This window comes from Bradyrhizobium sp. Unk1 (genome assembly GCF_059512345.1).
Map to the genome: position 1 here is coordinate 287,155 of NZ_JCAMOP010000001.1, position 17,586 is coordinate 304,740.

Genomic DNA, 17,586 nt, shown 5'->3' on the forward strand with positions numbered 1-17,586 from the left:
GAATCCAGTTACCATGCCTGTGCGAGACGGCCAACTGCCGGCTTCGCCATCTCGACAGCAGCGTCCTTCCAGCCCGGACGACCCGTGCGCTGCCCGTGACGACGCAGCTTGCGCAGATCGCTCAGTCCCTCGATGTTGACGGCAGGACCGGAGCCGATGGTCTCGACCGGACGTGGCGTCAGCAGCGCGTCGAGCCGCGCCTGGCCGGAGAGGCCGAGCAAATAGAACGTCCCGCCATCCTTCTTCGCCAGCCAGGTCTCGATGCTCTCCTTGCCTTCGCCGTCGACCGCGATGTTGCGCACCATGCTGGCGCCGGTGAAGTCGTAGCAGCAGGTGTGGCCCGGCCCATAGTTGGTGACGGAGGCCGAGACGCCGTCGGTGTAGAACACCACATAGGCGTTGCTGACATTGGCGTTGCCGACCTGGCTCATCGTGAACACGCCGCCCGGCTGGTAAAGCTGGAGCGTCGGCCCGTTGGTCGGCGCCAGCGTCCGGTTGTTCAGGAACACCTGCTGGGTCGCGGTGGTGAGCATGAGCTGGCCCGGGACATAGCCGTTCAGGATCGTGACCGCGTGCGCGTCGGTCCAGAAGTTCGCATCCACCACCCTGAACTGGTTGACGACGATGCTGTCCGGATCGATCGAGATGTTGGCGGACTTCGCGACGCCGCCGTTATAGCCGGTGATGTTCATGATCAGCGGGATCGCCGGGTTGGAACGGATCTGCTCGCCCCTGACGTTGATCGTGTCGGCCGCGAGGTCGAGCTCCCGGACGACGCTGACCCAGTTGATCGTCAGGTCACCCGACGAGGTCATCTTGACGACGTCGCCGCTGATCCGGTCGAACGAGACCGATCCGGCCACATCGAAACGCGTCGCGCCGTTGGCGGTGATCGATCCGCCGCGGAGCGAGCCCATGTCGGACTTGACGTTGAGGTCGCCGGCATCGCCCGGGATACCGGTCGTGGTGAGCTGGCTGAAGACGATGTCGTTGACGGCATGCAGGGTCTGCGTGCCGCCGCTGATGGCGGTGCCAACGGTGATCCCTCCGGCCGTCGCGGTGACGTCGAGCGTGCCGCCCGCAGTAAGATTATCCCAATGAACGACGGTGCCGCTCAGGACTGCATTGCCGGTCGTGGCCGTGAGGTTGTGACCGGTGTTGGTGCCCGCCGCGATCAGCCGCGCTGAACCGTGGGCCGAGACCGAGCCCAGCGTTGGCACGCCGCCCGACATCACCGTTTGCGCCAGGATGAAACCGTTATCCGCGTTGACGTTGATGCTGCCGGCATCGCCGTTGATGCCCGTCGCCGTCAGCGCGTTGAACGTCACGTTGTCATGGGCGTGGACGGTCTGCGTGCCGCCGCTCTGCGCGGTCTGGAAGGTGATGCTGCCCTGGCTCGCGGTCGCGCCCAGCGTCGTCCCGGTGTTGAGGACGTTCCAGTTGATCGGGCCGCCGGCGGTCAGCAGGCCCGAGCCGGTCGTGGCGGCGAGCGTGTTGCCGGTGATGGTCGTGGCGGCCAGCAGCGTCGCCGAGCCGTGGGCCGAGACCGAGCCCAGCGTGGTCGCGCCGCCCGACACCACGGTCTGCGCCAGGATGAAGCCGTTGTCGGCGGTGACGCTGATGTTGCCGGTGTCGCCGCTGTTGCCGGTGGTCGTGAGCGACTTGAACGTCACGTTCTGCGTGGCATGGACCGTCTGCGAGCCGCTGCTGTCGGCGGTGCCGATGACAATGCTGCCATTGTTCGCGACGGCGCGGAATGACCCGCTCGCGCCGGTCGCCGTGCCCGCCACCACCTGGTCGAGCGTCAGGCCGCCCGTGCCGATGATGTCCACGCTGCCCTTCACCGCGGATAGCAGGCTCGTCTCGGTCTCGGTGAGCGTCTTGACGTAGATGTCGCCACCGCTCGCGCTCGCCAACAGCCGCGCGGCGCTGAGGGCCAACCGGCTCGTCACGTTGCCGATGCCGTTCGATGCACTCAGCGACAGCTCGGCACCGGTGCCGGATGCGACGAACTTGGTCTGGCCGTCGCCATTGTCGATGATCGCGCCCAGCGAGGCGACGCCGCCGGCGGTGACGATGATCGAGGGCGCGTTCGAGGCCGCCGCATAGGACAGCGACGAATTCAGCTGGCCGATGGTCGCATCACCCGTGGTGGTCACCGAGATCAATCCGGCCGCGTTGATGGCCGAATAGGCGCCCATCGACAGCGTCGCGGCCACCAGCGTCACACCGCTCGTGCTGCTGGTCGCAACCACCGGCGCCGCGCTGGTGCCGGCCGCGAAATTCATGCCGCGGTTGGCGAGCAGCTGCATCAGGCCGCCGCTGGTGATGTCGGCATTGACGGTGAGCCCGCCGCGCGCAGCGTTGAGCGTCAGCGCGCCGCCGGCCGTCAGCGTCCCATAGGGGCCGCTCGAGCCGACCATGAGATCGCCGGTGACGGCGAGGATGCTGAGGTCGCCGACCGCAGAGCCGGTCACCGCGCCGGAGATGTTCACTTGGAGCGGCTGGAAGGTCGAGCCGTTGAAGCCGATATTGCCGCCGGCGCGCAGATCGAGGTCGGCGCCCAGGATGTGGATCGCCGTACGGTCCGTGAAGCCGGCTTCGGCATAGATGCTGCCGGTCGCCGCGAGCTGGATCGCATTGCCGGCGGCAATGTTGCCGAGGATGAGATCGCCGGTGGTCTGCTTCAGGTAGATGCCCTGCGCCGACGAGACCTGGTCGAGCTGGTCGTTGGACGGATCCGCGAACGCGATCTGAAGCGCGTTCGTATTGTTCGCGGGGTTGCTCCCGGCGGTTCCCGAGGGGGCACCGACATTGCCGTGCTCCGCAATCAAGGTCAGGTTGCCGATATCGCCTGAAATCACGGCCCCGCTTGCATTGGCGGAGATGCTGTTGACGGCGTCGAGCTTGACGTCGCCGCGGCCGGTCACCTGGATGCCGTTGGCCTGCGCGGCCGCGATCGGGCCGTAGTTCGCGGTAACGCCGCCGAGCGCGAGGCTGTTCTTGCTGCCGAGATAGATGTTCGTCAGCGCCTTGACCGAGATCGCGATCGGGTTGTCGACGACGACGAGGTTCTGCTGCGACAGGCTGACCGTATAGGTCGTGACATGGGTCGTCGGGTCCGTCACCGCGCCGACGGTGAGCTGGCCGGGACCGGCTGTCGCGAGCAAGCCCCTCTGCTCCGGCGTCAGCGACGAGGAATCGACGCTGGTGAACGTGAACGTCTGGGGCGCTGCCGAATTACCGACCGAGCCGCGCGGCGCGTAGAGCATGATCTGGTTGGCGCTGACATTGGCGACGACGTTCTCGTCGATCGGCGGCGGTGCCGCGCCGACGGCCGACGACGAGACCGTGTAGGCGAGCTGGCTCTGCGTCCACTGCGAGCCCGCGGTGATGATGCTGTAGACCCGCTCGGTCGATGCGAGCGTGTAGCTGTAATTCGCATTGTAGGCGCCAAGCGCCGTCTGCAGCGCCGTATTGCTCGGCATGCGCTGATTGGCTGTCGCCACGCCGTCGAACAGCTTGGTGAACAGGGTCGACGACAGCGAGCTGCCGAACACGGTCCCCAGCGGATCCGTGGGCGCGGTGCCGAGCAACGTCGTCAGCGAGGTCTTGAGCTCGTCGGTGGTGATCTTGCCGAGCAGGAACTGATCCCGCAGGAACCGCGTAGTCGCCTCGGCCTTCATCTGCGTCGTCGAAACGTTGGCGGGATCGATGCCGAGCTTGGCAGCCACCTGGGCCCGCAGCACCGTCTGCCCCACCGAGGTCGGGTTGTAGGTGCTGCCGTTCGGGAAGGCGATATTCTTGAGCTGGAAGTAGTCGTTGTAGGCCGACGTCACCATCGACTGGTAGCTGTTGACGGCGTTGGTGGCGGCGTTGCCGCTGAGCAGGTCGAGGCTGGCCTGGACGTCCTGAAGATGCTGGCTTTGCGCCTGGGTCAGACCAACTGCCGCCCGGCCGTTCAGGATGTTGGCCGGATTGTTGTCGGAGCCCGCCGCCTCCAGGAAGACCGGGCCGCCGGTCGACTGGACCGTGCCGAGGCGCAAATCACCCTTGGACTGGATGATGTAGGTGCCGGTGGCCGAGGCGCTGTCGAGAACGCCGCCATCGACGGCACCGCTCGCCTGCGTCGTTCCCGTCGCCTGGATCACCAGCGGATTGATGTTGGTCAGGGTGGACGCGCCATTGACGACGGCGCTTCTCGCGCCGATCGCACCGGAGGTCGAGTTGATCTCGATGTTCTTGCCGATCACGACGGGATTGGCGACGTTGTAGGCGGAGGCCGAGTTGATGTCGCCCGTCGCCGAGAGGAAGACGCTGCCCTGCGGCGTCGCACCTGCCGAATTCACCTTGACCTGGTTGATCGACAGCGCGCCGATCGCCGAGATCGCGATGTCGCGGTCGATCGAGCTGGCGGTCAGGCTGCCGCCATAGATCTGCACCTGGACGGGAGCCTTGTTGGTGCCGAGCGTGCCGATACCGCCGTCACCCCGAAGCGTCACGCTCGTCCCCGAGATCACCGGGTTGTTGGCATTGGCGCCGACGGTGATCGACGAGTTGGTGCCGGTGGCGGCAAGCGTCGTCGTGCCCTGCTGGTTGTTGATCGACCCGTTGATGACGATGCCCGAGGTCGAATTGACCACGACGTCGCTGCTGCTGCCGCCGATGAACTTGATGTTGATCGGGTTCGACGCCTTGACGGTGTTGGTCAGCGTGAGCGTCAGATGATCGTAGATCTGCTGGTACCAGTTGTACTGGGCATCTGCGCCGCAGCAAGCGTTGGAGTGGGTGTTGAGTCCAACGGGGGTCCCGTCCGGGTTCACGCCTCCCGCCCAGTGATAGCTGCCGGTGGCGGTGGTGACCTTCTGGTAGTTGCTGGTCTGCGTGCCCGAAACCAGGCTGGTCGCGCGGGTCCAGTTCTGGCCGTCCCGATTGGGCGTGAAGCTCCAGCCGTAGTCGAACTGCGTACTGGTCGTGGGACGATCCAGCGTCGCGGTGTCGACCCATTGATAGAGCATGTTCTCCTGCGTCGCGTACTGGACGCCCGCTGTACCGGTCCTGGCCGTAAGCATCGACGGGTCGATCGCGGCCGCGGTGACGCTGTTGGTCTGGTATTTCGTCACCTGCTGGTTGCTCGCCGCCTTGGGATCGTAGACATACCACGTCGTCTTCCCCTTGAGCTGGTCGACGATTTCGACCACGCTCTGGGCAGTGACGCTGGTATTGATGGTGTTGGTGACCAGCTGGAGCCCGCTGGTGTTGTTGACGGTGACCGTGCCGGCGCCGCCTTTGATCTCGATGTTACCCTGGGTCTGGGTGTTGTCGGTCGAGGTCGAGATGATCTTGCCGTTGAGGTAGACGTAGCCGCCCGCGCCCTGCGCCACGCCATTCAGGATGAGCTGGTCGGTGAGAGCGTTGTACCTGACCCCGATCTTGGCGTCGCCGCTGGCCGACGCCGTCACTGAGCCCGAGACGTCGTAATAGACGCCGTTCCGTGCATTGGCCTGGGCCGCGGCAAAATCCGCGCCATTGTTGCGGTTCTTGAGGCCGTTGCTGCCATAGATGGCATCGTACGCCGCGGCGCCGATGTTGACTGAGTAATTGCTGCTCGAGCCGGCCTGGATGGTGCCGTTGATGTTGATCACCGACGCCGAGATGATGACCGCCTGACCGCTGATGGTCCGGGTGGCTGTCGCGGTGGCCGGCGCATCCGCGGTCTTCGGCGTGATCGCATCCGGCTGGATGTTGATGACCTGGAAGAACGCGTCGCAATCTCGGCAGTTGAACGGCGTCTTGTACGGATCGCTATCTGTGTAAACGTTCCGGCCGTCATAAGTGTTTTTCTTCCACGGAGCGACGGCGATGTTGTGCAGGTCCTGCTGGCCCTCGATGATCTTGAGGGTATTGACGTCAGGTACGCTGCCCGCATCGGGAGTGCTGGTGTTCCCAGGCGTGCCCTGGCCCGTCGGCAGGAAGATCGCCGAATAGAGCGAGTGGCCGTCGTAATAGGTCATCAGCATGCGCGCGGTGAAGATCGTGCTGGCGTCGGCGTTGCCGACCGGTTGATACACGCCGTGGCTACCGTCGGCGCAGCAATAGTAGAAATAGGGGTGATCGGTTCCCGAACCGATATGCGGAGCGGTATAGTAGTCGCCGTAGGCGCCGAGATAGGTCGCCGCCGTCATCACCGCCGTCAGCGCGTCTTCCGGCCGGTTTTCGGTGCTGGCCCATTGCGAGGTGACCGCGCTGCCGCTGTCGTAGAAGCTCCCGATACCGCCGAGGAAGGTGAAGGTGCCTTTGGGCACCACGATCTGGACGGTCGCGGCACTGAGCGACTGCGATGCGACGACGCTGCCGAGATTGTTGATGATCTTGAGCAGGCCGTTGGCGTTGTTGACGGCGCCGTTGAAATAGATGTCGGGCGTGCGGGTCAGCACGTTACCGTTCTGGTCGATGCCCTGGCCGCTGTCGGGGTCCAGACGATTGTAGGTGGCGGAGACGTCGATGACCGGCGTCGCGCTCGGCATCGCGGTGAAGGTCACATTGGAATGCGAATCCGGGTCGACATGGTCGATCTGGCGATAGGTGATGTTACCTCCGGTCACATCGGTGACCGTGAGATTGCCGAGGCTCATGAAGTCGAGGCCCTTGTTCTCGATCTTGATCAGCGGCGAGCTGCGCGCGATGACCGCGGGCGGGGCCGGATTCGTGCCGCTGTTTCCGGTCAGCTTCTGGGCCAGGATCGAGACGTTGCCGGCGGACACCAGGATGTCGCCGAACGCGAAGGCGTTGCCGGGCGCGTCGGTGGTAAACGGCGCCTGCTTGATCAACGTGTCGATCTGGCGCTGTTTGTCGCCGGTCGGATCGGTGCCGGTCGGCGACATGCTGGCGGGCGCCGTGGGCGTCGCCGCCGCGAGCTGGGAGCGGACCTGCGACTCGGTCAGGCCGGTCAGCGACGCCAGCTGGTTGACCACCAGCTGGTAGGGATTGAAGTTGCCGACGACGGTGTACTGGACCGTCTGGTGGTTCCAGCTCATCACCGGACTGAAGTGATTGACGTCGGAGACCAGTTCGAGGACCGATGAAGAGCCGTTTGTCAGCAGGGAATAAGGACTGGTGGTGCTCAGGGTCGGCGCGGTCGCACCGAGTTCGATCGTGATGGTCAAGTCGTTGTTGACGCCTGCCACCACCAGGCCATTGAGCGCGACATCGCCGGTTCCGCTGGTGTGGCTGTGGTTGTCGCTGTTCTTGGCGCTGAAGATGTCCAGATACGGATTGTAGTTGCTGCCGTTGCCGGCCGCCGTGACCTGCCCTTGCGTTGCGCCCAGATAGATGTCGCGCGCGCCGAGGATGCTCGAGGTGGAGGCCAGCGTCAGGCTCGTGGTGTCGTCGGCATTGGCCGTGCCGCGATAGAGTGTGGAGATCGGGATCGCGGTGTTGTTGTAGACGACCGTCGTCGCCGTCGCCTGCACGCTGCTGAAAACGGTGCCGTCGCCGGCGAGGCCCGCATAGATGTTGATGTCGCGCCAGGCCGCGATCTTCGCGCCGGCGCCGACGTTGACGGCCTGGTTGGCGTGAACCCAGGTGTTGGTGCTGGCGCCGACGCCGGCGATCGCGCCGTAGAGACTGGCATTGGCGTTGTTCGCCGCCGCCATCTTTGCAGCCGTGCCGATATAGATCTTGCCGACGCTGAACAGCTCGCGGGCATTGATGTCGACCGCGAGCGTGGCATTCGCGGTCATGTTGGATTCGGCGCCGCCGCCGGCGAAGAAGCTGGCGGTGGCCAGGCTGGCCGTGTCGTTGGTATTCAGCGTGTTGTAGGCCTCGATGTTGATGAACGCCGCCGACGTCCGCGGATCGCCGTTGAGGCTCAGTACCGTGCCGGCGCCGATATTGGTATTGACGGTCTGGGTGACGTGGGAGTCGCTGAGCGCCGCAGCCCCCGAGAACGAGCCGCCGGAGCCCGAACGTGCGCCACCGCCGCCCTGGTTGACGATGTCGTTGGCGATGACGACCATGTTGCCGCCCGCCGAATTGATGATCAGGTGAGTTCCGATCTCGGCAGTGGTGGTCGAGTCGACGTCGTTCTGCGCCTTGCCGGCCGAGACGCCGGCCGTCGACGCCTGGTAGGCGTCGCCGCTCGCGGCGTAATTCGTGGTGTGCTTGGCATTGATGCGAAGGCCGCCGAAATAGAGCGTGTCGTCCGTCGTGCCGCCGTCGAACCGCGCATTGGTCACGGCGGTCGAGCTCGTCGTCGCGACCGCCGCCGCGCCGGCATAGGTGCCGCCCGCGCCGACCTTCGCGTTGGAGACGTTGGTATCCGTGCCGGTCGCCGTGATCCGGAGGATGCCCGTGTAATTGCCGTGATTGAGATTATCCATATCCGCGGGCGCACCCAGATAGGCATAGGTGTGCGCGTTCGACGACGTCTGCGCGACGGTGGCGCCGAGCGCCAGGAACCCGGTCGAAAGGCCCGTCCCCTCGGCATATTGGGCGCTGTCGTTCTCGGCCGCGATGGTCACGTTGGCGTTGGGAAGCCGGATCCCCGTCCCGCCATAGGCGCTCACCGTGGCGTTCTCGGAAGCCTGGGCCAGGCTGCCCTGCGCGCCGATCAGCGAGCCGCCGCCGCCGGCGAGTGCCTTGGCCCAGGTCGTCGTGCCGCTGGTCGGGACCAGCGCCATGGCGGTCACGGCGAGCGCTCCGCCCGAGAAGCTCGTGTTGTCGCCGACATCGGCCGTAACCGTGGCGCCGACCGTGGATTTGGCGATGGCAACGCCGACGGCAGCGCCGCCGACCGAAACGCCGATCGCCTCGCTCGACAGATTGGGCGTGATCGACGCCGACACCAGCGTGCCGACGCCGGTCGCGGACGTCGTGATCGAGGCACTGGCGCCGATCTCCGCCAGCACGGACGAGTTCTCGTGGGCCTCCGCATCCGCACCGACGCCCGCGACGATGCCGCCGCCGAGCGCGGTGGCCGTCGTCGACAAGGTGCCGGCGCCGCTTGCTCCAACTGCCAGAGTCGCGACGTTGACGGTGGAGCCGTTCAGGACCCTCGCGGCGACCGAACTCGTGCGGCTTGCCGTTGCGACCGAAGCGCCGACAGCCACGGCGCCGCCGGTGACGCCGCCGGTGAAGACCACCTGGGTCGTCGAATCCTGCGCCATGACGGCGGCGCCATTGCCGGTGCCACTCGCGCCGGTGATCTGGCCGCCCAGCAGCGCCGCCACGGAGTTGCTGACATTGCCGACCGCGACAGCCGCATCGGCGCCGAAGTAAAGCGCCGCGCCGCCGGCGATCGCCTCGGTGTCGATGGTCTTGCCGGCATAAGGTCCGGTGGTCGCGTCCTTGACGACCGCCGCAACGGTGACAACCGGTGCCGAGACGGCCAAAGGCGTATCTGCGGCCACCAGCACGCCGGAGCCGTTGCGTCCGTAGTCACTCAAATTGGCGAGCACGGTGCTGTTGACGCTGGTGTAGCCGATGCCGGCCCCGATGCCGACGTTCTTGGCGAAGCCTGCGCCGAGCAGATACATCTTGGCCGCGTTGGCGCTGGTGGCAGTGACATTGACCTGCGTGCCCGTGACGTTGCCGCCCGCGATCTGCGCGACGACGGCGTCGTTGCCGCCGGACAGGACGGTGCTGACGTCGTAGGTCGAGCTGACATTGGCGCTGTTCGGATTGCCGGCCGTGCCGCTCGCGACCGCGTTGCTGCCATGCGAGTTGTTGGTGCCGTTGTTCACCGACGCGATGGTGCCGTTGCCGTTCTGGTTGAGCTGGCCGGTCTGCTGGCCCTGGGTGTCGGCGTCGGCGGTGTTGGTGCCGATGATGATGACGCCGACCGTTGCACCGATGCCGACACTGCCGCCGATGCCGGCGGTGACCGCGTAGGACAGCACCTCCTTGGTGCTGAGCGCATTGACGTTGATCGCGCCCAACGAGTTCAGATTGCTGTTGCGGCTCTCTGCAATGGTCTGGCTCTTGAACACGATGACGTTGGCGGCGGCACCGACGCCGACCCCAGCCCCGCTCGCGCCGACCGCGAGCGCACCGGCGATCTCCTTGATCGCCACGTCCTCGGTCGCGTTGATGGTGACCGCACCGGCCGCGCCGCCCGTCACCGACCGCAACGTGGTGTCATAGACGCCGGCGATGGTGGTGTTGTTGGCGATCTCGATATTCGCCATGCCGGCGATCGCCGCCGTGCCGGTCGAGAGCGCGCCGCCGATCGCATAGGCCTCGAAGCGGTTCTTGGTGGTGGCCTCGACGTCGAGCGCGCCGCTCAGGTTGAGCGCGGTCGTGTGCGCCGCGCCATTGCCCTGATAGTGGAACTCGTCGCCGACATAGGCCTCGGTGCGGTTCGAGGAGACCTGCACCAGGAAGGCCGCGCCGATCGCGGCCTGGCTGCCATAGGCGCCGGAGCCGTTCGCGGAGAAGATGCCGGTGTTGTTGGTCGCGTTCACCGTGAGTGACGCAGCCGTCAGCGCGCCGCCGTCCACATAGGCTTCCGTCGTCGCCTGGAAGACGTTCAGCCCGACCGAGCCGGTGTTGAAGCCGATCGCGATCGAGGACGCATCCTGCTCGGCATTGGCCTTCACGGTAACGGCGCCGACCGTCGCGCTCGACGACTGCACGCCGCCGACCGTGGCATTGGTGATGTAGGCGAACGTCCCGCGCTGCATCGTGGTGCTGATGATGGTGGCACCGCCGCCGCCGTTGCCGGTGGGCGCCACGATGCCGGCGCCGAACGCGCCGGAATAGGAGAAGCTCGATGCCGCGACTTCGATCTGGGGCGCCAGCGTCGACGAGGTCAGGCGCGTGTCGATTGCCGCGCTGTCGATATAGGCCCTCGTCGCCCCGCTCATCACATTGGTGATCGGGTTGATCATGATGGCGATGCCGCTGCTCGCGGCGACCGACGCGACGTTGGTGACGACCGCCTGGTGCGAGCTCGCGACGACGGCAAGGCCGCGCACGGTGTCCTGGTTCTCGGTGAGGTCAGGCGTGGTGTCGGTCGGCGCATGGGCGGTGCCGAGATCGAAGGCATGCACGAGCGTGCCGTTGTTGACCGACAGCGTATCGGTGCTGCTGGTCCCGAGCGCGTCGACCTTGGTGTTGGCACCGCTGATATAGGCCGCCGTCGTCCCCGTGATCTGGTTGGTAACCAACGAGCCCGCGCCGCCGGCCGCGCCCTTGCTGATCGACACGGCGCCGGCGAACACGCCTGCCTTGTCGTTGTTGCCGGCGGTCACGGCGACGTTGTTGGTCGCGGTGACGTCGGCACCATTGATACCGTTGGTGCCGGCGGCGGTGATGCTGGCGGTGACGTTGGTTCCCATCAGATTGGTGGCGACCGAGCCGGCCAGCCCGACCTGCGAGGACATCGCGATACCGACGGCAACGGTCGAGATGCTGGCGTTCGAGTTCGCACCGACTGCGACGTTGCCCGAGGCGGTCAGCTTTGAGCCGGTGACGCCGGCGCTGACATTGTTGGCGATGCTGCTGTAGACGAGCGCCAGACCCGCGGCGCTGCCCTGCGTCGAGGCGCCCGCGACGGCGGCGGTTCCGGTGATGCTGGAATTGTCGGTCGCGGAGACGGAAATGTTCTTGGCCGAGACGGACGATTGCGTCGCGCTGGACAGGCTGTTGCCGATGGCCGCCGAGACGGTATTGGAGATGCTGCTGATCGTGGTGCCGCCGACGCCGGCAAATTGCCCGGTCGCCAGACCGAAGCCGATCGTGACCGCCTGGATCTTCGAGGAATCGACCGCGCTCACACTGACATTGCCGTTGCTGCCGGCCGTCATCAGGACGTTGGCGATATAGGCCGAATGCGTCGTTGCGATGGTGTTGTAGACGATCGAGGCACCGACATTGTTCTTGCCGGCCTGAATGAGACCCGCAACGGAGACGATGCTCGCTCCCGGACCGTTACCTGTGCCCCCGTTGAGCGCAGCCGCGCCGAAATCGATGCAGTTCTGCCCGCCCGTGCCACCGGCGACCGTGCAGGTGTCCGTGGCGAGATGATTGTTGTTCGACTTCTTGACGAGGTTGCCGAGCGCCGTATCCAGCGCTGACACGGCGCCGCTGTCCGCCAGCACCGTCACGCGGCCGACATTGATGCTCACCGTCGCGCCGCTGTTGATATAGGCTGTCGTGGTCGGTGTGATCTCACTGACGACGATCGCGCCGGCAAGTCCGTTCGCGCTGGCCCCGCCCCCGCCTGAGGCCGCACCGGCCGCAATCACGCTGGCGCTGTCGGCCATCACCAGCAGGCTGTCGTAGTTCGAGATCGCCGTGCTGCGGATATGCGCATCGGTCGCATTTCCGCCCGTGGGATCGGCGATCGACGCATAGGTCAGCCCGATGCCGACGCCGGCCTGACCGCCCGAAATATAGAGCGAGCCGCCGCCGATCGCGATGTTCGTGGTCTGGTAGGCGTCGACCTCGAGCGCGCGATTGACGCCGCTCGCCTGCCCCGTGATCGTCGAGCTCTCGATATAGGCGTTGGCGCTGTCGGTGATGATGCCGACCGAGGCCGACAGCGACGCCGAATTGGATTTCGATCCCGCCACGCCGATGGCAACGACGGTCTCCGAGCCGCCATTGAGCGCCTGCACCGTCACCGAACTCTGGTTGTTCATGGTGGTGCCGTAGATATAGGCGAGCGTCGCATTGTTCGACATCGCCGCCGCGATCGCGCCGCCGATCGCAGCCCCCGTGGCGGACCCTCCGGCCAGATTGAGCGCCGCCGAGCCCGAACCATTGTTGAGCATGGTGTCGTTCAGCGCCTGAACGATCGTGTTGGTCAGCACGGCGCTGGCCGTGGTGTACTTGTTGACCGTCGTGTTCTTGATATAGGCGCTGGTGCCGAGCGAGACGTCGCTCACCGACGAGCTGCCGGCGAGATCGAGGCTGAAGCCGCTAGTGCTCGATCCCGAGGTCGAACCGATCTTGCCCGCCGCCGTCGTCACGCCGGCGGTGCCTCCGGTCGAGGCGGCGCCGGCGGCGCCCGCCTTGTCGGAGAAGCTCGACGACGCCGGATCGGAGACCGCTGCCGCGACCGCAGCAGCGGTGATGCGCCCGGAGGTGGTCGCGCTGATCGTGAGATTGTCGACATTGACCGCCCCGCTTCCGCCGCTGGTGCCGGCGAACGGATCGTTGGCGCTGAACACGCCGGGCCGGATGTCGGAATGGTTGTCGCCGATATAGGCGGAGGTGTCGGTATTTGCGCCGAGATAGGCGACCGACAATCCAACCGCTGAACCGCCGCTCCCGTTATAGCTCATCGCGCCGGACAGCGTCACGACCGACAGGTCCTGCTGCGCCAGGATGCCGACGGTCGGGGCGTAGACGGTGGCCTGGCTTGAAATCGACGCGTGCGTCGTGTTGTTCAGGAAACCGAGCGACGTGATACCGTTCAGCGCCAGCGTGCCGGCAGCCTTGCCGGACGACGGTGCGACAGCGACGAACCGGTCGGAAGTGATCGCGTTGACGGCGATGTCGTCCGCCGCACGCAGCGTCGCACGGTCCGAAACGCCGGCGATGGTATTGGTGTTGAACTGGACGAGATTGAGCGCGCCGCCGACGGAGGAGCCGCCCGAGGTGTTGCCGAACAGGAAGCCGAGCGTGCCGACATTGCCGGCGGCGTCGATCGACGCCGTGGTCGTGGTGGCCGCGATCTGGAGGCTGGCGTTGTAGGTATGGACGTCGCCATTGTCCATCCCGACCGACCAGCCGGTGCCACTGCCGCAGGCCGCGGTCGCGCAGGTTGCCGTCAGGCTCGCGCTGCCGGCCACCCACGCCGTCGTGTTGTTGTTCACGACGAAATGGTTCAGCGAACCGGCGATGCCGATCGTGTCGCCGGCGTCCGCGGTGGCATTGGCGTAGCTGGTGAGGATATTGCCGCCGACGCCGAGATTGCCGTTGAGGTGGCTCAGAACCGCACCCAGTCCATCCCACTTCAGCCAGGTGTTGGTGATCGGCAATTCGGTGGTGGCATCGACGGCGATATTCGCCGCATTGACCAGGGCTCCGCCGCCGACATAGGCGTTCGAATTATGCGTGAAATTGCCCCAGGCGACGGCCGCGCTGATCGCGGTGCTCTCGCCGGACACCGGGTCCTTCGTGATCGCGCTGGACGTCGCATTGCTGCGAACGCCGCGATCAATGACATTGCTGGCAACAGCAACGTTACCGCTGGCATAGATGCTCGGCGCGCCGCCGCTCGGATTTTGCGCGATCGCAGCGGTCGCGCTCTGGGTGCTGTTGGCCAGCGACAGCGCGCCTGCGACCTTGAAATCGAAGTTCAGAGGCACCAGCGAATCCATATGGTCCCTGATGATCGACGTCGGCGCGGTGACGGCACGCAGCCCTCTTTCGATTGCCGCGATCAGTGCCGGCAGGCCGGCGATGGACGAAGCCATCGTGGAATTGAGCGTGGTGTCGGACGTCGCTTCGACCAGAACGGACCCGTTCATTCGGTTGTTGACATCGGTTCCGAGCGATGCACCAAGCGTTGCGGTCGCGGACGTCGTGATGTCGCTGATGGCGAACGCGCCGCCGACAGCACCGCTCGCCCCCGTCCCGGGCGCGGCAACCGACGTTGCGCTGGTCGAGAACGAATTGTTGTTGATCGCGCGCACCTTCAAGGTGCTGCCGGTCGTGTTCACCAGGCCCGCCGCAATATGCGCGCCGGTCGCGACGTTGGCGGTCGTCGTCACCGATCCCGTCGAATAGGCCACCGTCGGGACAATCTGCGCGCTCGTCGACGCCGCGAGGGCCGAGATGGCGATGGTCGCATCGTTGAGCGCCTTGATCTCGAGGTTGCCGCCGGCGTTGACCGTCGCGCCCGAGGCCACGTTGGTCGTGGCAGTGCCGTCGATCTTGCCGACGACCACACCGGCCGCGACCGGCGTGAGGCTGCCGAGCAAGGTGGAGGCGACCGCCGGATCCGACGCGGTCTCCGTGGTATGCGCGGAAATGGTGACATCTCCGCGGCCGTTGATGTCGGCATGGCTGTTGATGTTGATGGTCGCGGTGGCGCTTGCCGCGACATAGCCGCCATTGAGCCCGAGCAGCGAGGCGGCAAGCGTCGAGCCGACAAGCGCGAAATCACCGGCCACCGAACCGTTCAGGAAGCTCGACACGGCCGTCGACGTCGCACTGATCGAGATGATGCCGCCGGTGATCTTGCCATCGACCGTGATCGACGTCGCGGCGGTGGCCTGGCCGGACAGCTTGATGTCGCTCGCCGTTGCCGTCAGCGCGACGTTGCCGTCGGTGTAGGTGGTTCCGCCGAAATTGACCGCCTGGGCCAGGATCTGCGCACCATTCTTGATGTCGATGTTCGGCGCGTCGATGGTGACGTTGTTGGCGTTGCCGGTCGAATGGCCTGAGCCATCGAGACGGCGGGCATCGATCACCGCGTGCGCGGCGAGCGTGACGGAATGATCAGCCTGGATGAGGTAGTTGGCCCCGGCGCTGAGCCCATTGAGCGCAGCCACGACAGAGCTGTTCGAAAGCGTCACGCCGGTGTCGCCTTGGGCAGCATCACCGACGACAACGTCGGTCGGATCGATCAGCAGCGTGCCCGCCTTGCCGTTTGCCGCGCTGAGGTTGACTTTGATGCCTTGGCCGATGTCGATGATGCCGTTCGCGCTGAAATCGACGAGACCCGCATTGCCCGTCTTCGCGCTGGCGTTGAACTTGGCCCCGCCCGCGACCGTCAGGTTCTGGGCCGCCTTCAGCCGGATCTCGCCGGCATCGCCGGTCTTGCTGGCGATGTTCAGCCTGGCGTTCCTGCCGATATCGATGTTGTTGCCGGCCTGAACGGTGATGTTGCTCGGCGTTGAGGTCTTGCTGTGCGCGGTGAGACGCCCGTTGACCCTGGCGTTGTTGGCGGCGCCGATATGGATCGAGCCGTTGCTGACGGTGATGGAGCTGGCGCTGCGCAAGCCCTTCGAGTTGACGGAAGCCGCGAACTTCGCGGCGTGATCGAGATTGGCGATGTCGCGCTGGCTGGCGCCGCCGACAAAGACGTTCTGCCCGGTCAGGCGGACGCCGTCGATCGCGTTGATGCGGCCATAGATACGGATGTTGCCGTCGGGCGAGACCGGGAACGAGCCGGCCATGAGATTGCCGACGGCCGACTGGTTGATCTGCCCGCCCGCGCCGATCAGGCTGTCGGTGAACTCGCGTGTCGGCGTCGAGACGTTGAGGCTGCCGACATTGACCGTGCCGCTGCGGCCGACCACGAACCCCTTGGGATCGGCGAAATAGACGTTACCGCCGATCGCCCCGTTCATGTAGGAGTTCAGCGTGCCGTTGACGTAGACCGGGGCGTCGCGAACGATGTTGACGAGGTTTTGCGTCCCGGTCGGCAGCTGCAGATTGACGGTGTTGCCCTGCCCGACGCTGAACTGCGAGAACGAGTTGAAGGCGTTGTTGCCCGAGACCGTCGACGTCGTGACGTTGGTGACGCTGCCCGACGTCTGCAAGCTGGTGCCGGTGCGTCCATCAGGAACGATCACGTTCGCCGTCTGCGCCTGCAGGCGGATGCTGAACACCGGCAGGAAGACCATCTGCATCGCGCAGAGCAATGACATAGAACGGAAGCGCGCCAGCCTCCGCAGCGTCGTCAGCTCGTTATTGTCTCGCGTCGCAGATGGTCCGCGCATTTCAGATCCTCATCATCGGCATTCGCGCCGATCCACAACCGGGTGGGAGAATGTCGTGAGGTCGTCCGGCATCAGAACTGGCCGGGCGGCAACTTGAAGATGTCGGGGCTCTTGGCGTCGGCCACGTAGAACAGCAGCAGGCTGGTCGGGGTCAGCACACGCTGGTTGTTCTCCTTGTTCTCGAACGTGCCCTGCAAAAGCAGGATCACCGAACGATCCTTGGCATCGCTGCCGCGGAACATCACGATGCCGCCGGCAACCGGCATGTTGACCGCGATGGAGTCGGGCTTGAAGCCTTCGCCCATGAAATGGGCGCGCAGGATGTTGGCGTTGGAGAACAGCTTCTCCGGCGTCATCGCCGTGTCGGTCCCCTTCGACCAGACGGCGCCGATCTGGATCAGCGACTTGGACTTGTAGCCGAACACATAAGAGAGCTCGGCAGTCCCGCCGTTCGGCAGCAGCTCGGGAACGGACATGAGGATGCTGTGCGTCAGCTCGGACGCGTTGTCCTGCGCCCTGATCGCGTCGGGCTTGGCGCTGAAGTCCTTGATCATCGCCGCGCGCACGTCGGCTTCGTTCATGCCGAATTTGGCGGAGCGGAAGCCGTCGATCGCCTTGGCCGTCTTGTCGTCCGCACCGGCGATAGGCGTCTCTGTCGCAGCAGCGACCGGCGCACCGGCGGCGGCGGCTGGCGCCGCACCGGCAGCGGCTGCTCTGGGTGCCGGCGCAGCCTTCTGCTTCGGCACCGCTCCCTGGGCCGCGAGCGGCCCGGCTGCAACTGAGGTCAGCAGGCCCACGAGGGCCGGAAGAAGATAGATTTTGCGCATCGAAAACCTTCGAAATAAACCTGAAACAACGCTTCAAAAAATCAGCCGCTCAGAAATCGACTTCTCCGAACCGTCGTCGC

Annotated in this window: 2 protein-coding genes; both read right to left on the reverse strand. The window is 65.7% G+C overall.

Going from position 1 to position 17,586, the window contains the following annotated elements:
- Window positions 1-8 precede the first annotated feature (8 nt).
- Window positions 9-16,679, reverse strand: coding sequence for a leukotoxin LktA family filamentous adhesin (locus AC5ZFO_RS01235; protein WP_496121107.1), 16,671 nt, complete (start codon window positions 16,677-16,679; stop codon window positions 9-11).
- A gap of 71 nt (window positions 16,680-16,750) precedes the next feature.
- Entirely contained in the window at window positions 16,751-17,506 is a 756-nt protein-coding gene (locus AC5ZFO_RS01240) for a hypothetical protein (RefSeq protein WP_282518625.1), read from the reverse strand.
- Window positions 17,507-17,586 lie beyond the last annotated feature (80 nt).